Here is a 3,624-nt window from a genome sequence, read left to right as displayed (position 1 = left end):
CCGGCCAAACCCAGGCCGAGCTGCGGCCCGCGCCTTGCGAGCGCACGCACCACGGCCCGCGGGCTGTCCGACGCGAATTTGAAGACACTCCCTAGAACCAGCCGCGGCGCTGGCCGACCTCGTTGAGCCAGCCATGCAGGTACGCCGCCCAGTCCGTGCCCTCGACCGCGCCGTGGTCGATCGTGAAGTGCCGGTACGCGTCGCTGCCCTCGCTGATCAGGCCGCCCTTCTTGTCGACCTCGAGGATCACCTCGGTCGCGTGCTCGTCCGAGATGAACGTCAGCTCGACCTCGTTGATACGCGAGTACTGGCCGGAGGGCGTGAACTCGATCTCCTGGTAGAAGGGCAGCCGCTGCCGCGTGTTGCGGATGTGGCCCTTCTCCAGGTCCGCGCCCTTGAAGTGGAAGCCGAGGTTGCCGAACGCGTCGAGGATCGCCGACTGCGCCGGGATCGGGTGCACGTTGACCGGGTCCAGGTCGCCCTTGTCGATCGCCCGGTCGATCTCCAGCTCGGTACGCACCCCGATGCTGGTGCCGCGCAGCTGCACGCCCCGGAACACCGTCACCGGCGTCTCCCACGGGATCGGCAGCTGGAACTGCACGTCGTGCGTGGCGCCCTCGCGGAGCTGGAACCCGCCGCCGACCTGCAGGCGCGCGAAGTCCTGGTTGACCTTGTACTCGCCGTCCTCGGTCTCGACCTCGACGACCGCGCGGAGCTCGACGTACAGCCCCTCGATCGTCTGGTCGACCTTGCCGCCCTGGATGCGGATGACACCCTCGGCGACGCCGCCCGGCGTCACGTCGGGGCGGTAGAGCTCGGTCTCCACCGACGCGCCGCCGGCCCCCATGCTCGCCATGAACTTCTTGAACACCATGGATGCTCCCTGGCCTACACGTGATCGTTATGACTCCCCGTCGCCGTAGAGTCTGGCCCATGCCACCCGCCCCCCGTCGCGCTCTGCCCCGATCCTTCTTCGACCGGCCGGTCCTGGACGTCGCGCCCGACCTGCTGGGACGGCTGCTGGTGCACGAGACCGACGACGGCCGTACCGTGCTGCGGATCACCGAGGTGGAGGCGTACGACGGGGGCGTCGACCCCGGATCGCACGCCTACCGGGGGCAGACACCGCGCAACAGCGCCATGTTCGGACCGCCCGGACACCTCTACGTCTATTTCACGTACGGAATGCACTTCTGCGTCAACGTCGTCTGCGGACCTGACGGCAAAGCTTCCGCGGTGCTGCTGCGGGCAGGGGAGATCGTCGAGGGCGTCGGGCTCGCGCGTACGCGGCGGCCGGGCGCGAAGCGCGACACCGAACTGGCACAGGGGCCGGCCCGGCTGACGGTCGCACTCGGGATAGGACGCGAGCACGACGGGGTCGACGCGTGCGCGCCGGGGACGGCGTTCCGGCTGCTCCGGGGAACGCCGGTGGAGCCTGGCATGATCCGTAGCGGGCCGCGTACCGGTGTCGCGGGCGACGGCGGGGACGGCGAGCGGTATCCGTGGCGGTTCCATGTAGCCGAGGACCGGACGGTGAGCCCGTACCGCGCCCACGTGCCGCGCGTGCGACGGAATCCGGTTCGCGCGGCGGCCGACCCGTCGGGCACGCTGTAGGCGGCGCGCCCCACGCGTACACACGTACACGTACAGGCGTTCAAGAGTTGCCTGGACACTTCGAGAACACATGAAGAGGAGACGAGCCGCCGTGACCGACATCGTGGACGACCTGAGGTGGCGGGGGCTGATCGCCCAGACCACCGACGAGGACGCATTGCGCAAGGCGTTCGCGGAGGGTCCCGTGACGGTCTATGCGGGCTTCGACCCCACCGCCGCGAGCCTGCACGTGGGGCACCTGACGATCGTGCTGACCCTGCGTCGTCTCCAGCAGGCCGGAAACCGGCCGATCGCACTGGTCGGCGGGGCGACCGGGCTGATCGGCGACCCGAAGCCGTCCGCGGAGCGCCAGCTCAACGAGGCGTCGACGGTACGGGAGTGGACGGACCGCATCCGCGGGCAGCTCAGCGCCTTTCTCGACTTCGAGGGAGAGGCACCGACCACCGCGCTCATGGCGAACAACTTCGACTGGACGCACGACCTCAGCGCCATCGACCTGCTGCGCGACATCGGCAAGCACTTCAGCATCAACCAGATGCTCGCGCGTGACACGGTCAAGTCGCGGCTCGGCGGCGAGGGCATGTCGTACACCGAGTTCAGCTACGTGCTTCTGCAGTCGAACGACTTCCTGGAGCTCTACCGCCGGCACGGCTGCACGATGCAGATCGGCGGCAGCGACCAGTGGGGCAACATCACCGCGGGTCTGGACCTGATCCGCCGGGTGACCGCCAACCAGCCGCACGGCTCGGCACACGGGCTGACCGCCAATCTGCTGACCAAGGCAGATGGCACGAAGTTCGGAAAGACCGAAGGGGGTGCGGTGTGGCTCGACCCCGAGCTGACGACGCCGTACGCCTTCTACCAGTTCTGGCTCAACTCGGACGACCGCGACGTGTCCCGCTACCTGCGGACCTTCAGCTTCCGGTCGCATGAGGAGATCGAGGAGCTGGAGCTCGCGGCCGCCGAACGGCCGGCGGCCCGGGCCGCGCAGCGGGCCCTCGCCGAGGAACTCACCACGATGGTCCACGGCGCGGACCAGTGCGCGGCAGCCGTCGAGGCGAGCAAGGCGCTGTTCGGCCAGGGGGACCTGACCGCACTGGACGCCGCGACGCTGGCGGCCGCGGTCGCCGAACTGCCGTCGGCGCAGGTCGCCGAGCTGCCGAGCGTGGTGGACGCGCTGGTCGCGACCGAACTGGTGGCCAGCAAGTCGGCGGCGCGACGCACCATCAAGGAGGGCGGTGCGTACGTGAACAACGTGAAGGTGACTGGTGAGGACGCGGTCCTGACCGAGTCCGACCTGCTGCACGGCCGCTGGGCGTTGCTGCGCCGCGGCAAGCGCAACCTCGGTGCCCTTGAGGTGACCGGCTAGCCGGTCGGCTGCACGGTTGCCCGCAGATCGGCTGGACGTTCAGCCCGACGGCCGGTTGGATGGCCCGTTGGACGGCCCACGAAGTGGGCTGACCTGCACGGGACTTCGTACGTGATCAAGCCGGGCCGGCGAACTTCAGGACGAGTTCGCGGGCCCGGCTTGACTCGTCTCGCGGACTCGTCTAATGTCTTCCAAGTCGCTCGTTCGGGAGATCCGGACAGATGCGCCCTCCGTGAACCCCCTTCTAGTGCCGCATGCTTCGTCATGCGCCTGAAGCCGGTGCACGTCCGTGGCGCGATGGCCGGTCCCGCAGCGACCATCACATCGAAGCGAATCGAACGGAATCGTTCAAACGATTTCCGTGCGCCCTTCTTTGTGTTGCCCGAATTTGTTTTTCGCGTGCGTTTAGGCAATCGCGGGAAGTGGTTCGGAACCCCGCGGAAACCTGCTACGGTGGATGCATCGAGAACGCCGGATGCGCGGCTTGCTCAAAGGCTCGGAAGCGAGTTGAGAGCGGGAAAACGGATCTGGTAGGCTCGAAGAGCAGAAAGAAAAGCAAGAACAAAGAAACACCGAAGAGCGTAACGCCCGGAGAGACCGGTGAAAGGGTCTCGAAGGAAGCGTCCGTTCCTTGAGAACTC

The 3,624-nt window shown here is 67.9% G+C and carries 4 protein-coding genes; 2 read left to right on the top strand and 2 right to left on the bottom strand.

Annotated elements, in window-relative coordinates:
- Nucleotides 1–91: 91 nt before the first annotated feature.
- Nucleotides 92–874: a sporulation protein gene (locus AB0C36_RS42735; protein WP_358365110.1), complete on the bottom strand. Its 783-nt coding sequence runs from the start codon at nucleotides 872–874 to the stop codon at nucleotides 92–94.
- 59 nt (nucleotides 875–933) lie between these two features.
- Between AB0C36_RS42735 and AB0C36_RS42730 the strand changes: the two genes are divergently transcribed.
- Together AB0C36_RS42730 and tyrS are read left to right on the top strand one after the other, a co-directional pair.
- On the top strand, nucleotides 934–1,614 hold the full coding sequence (locus AB0C36_RS42730; RefSeq protein ID WP_358365107.1) for a DNA-3-methyladenine glycosylase: 681 nt from the start codon (nucleotides 934–936) through the stop codon (nucleotides 1,612–1,614).
- Nucleotides 1,615–1,705: 91 nt separating this feature from the next.
- Nucleotides 1,706–2,983: a tyrosine--tRNA ligase gene (gene tyrS / locus AB0C36_RS42725; protein WP_358365105.1), complete on the top strand. Its 1,278-nt coding sequence runs from the start codon at nucleotides 1,706–1,708 to the stop codon at nucleotides 2,981–2,983.
- A gap of 448 nt (nucleotides 2,984–3,431) precedes the next feature.
- On the opposite strand, the gene AB0C36_RS42720 is transcribed toward tyrS, so the two are convergent.
- A partial coding sequence (locus tag AB0C36_RS42720; protein WP_358365102.1) for a hypothetical protein occupies nucleotides 3,432–3,624 on the bottom strand: 193 nt, incomplete at its 5' end.

Origin of the sequence: Streptodolium elevatio (genome assembly GCF_040649515.1) — a bacterium.
Taxonomy (GTDB): Bacteria; Actinomycetota; Actinomycetes; order Streptomycetales; family Streptomycetaceae; genus Yinghuangia; species Yinghuangia elevatio.
Note: the sequence above shows the minus strand (reverse complement) of the source record. Positions and strands in the feature narration are given on the sequence as shown.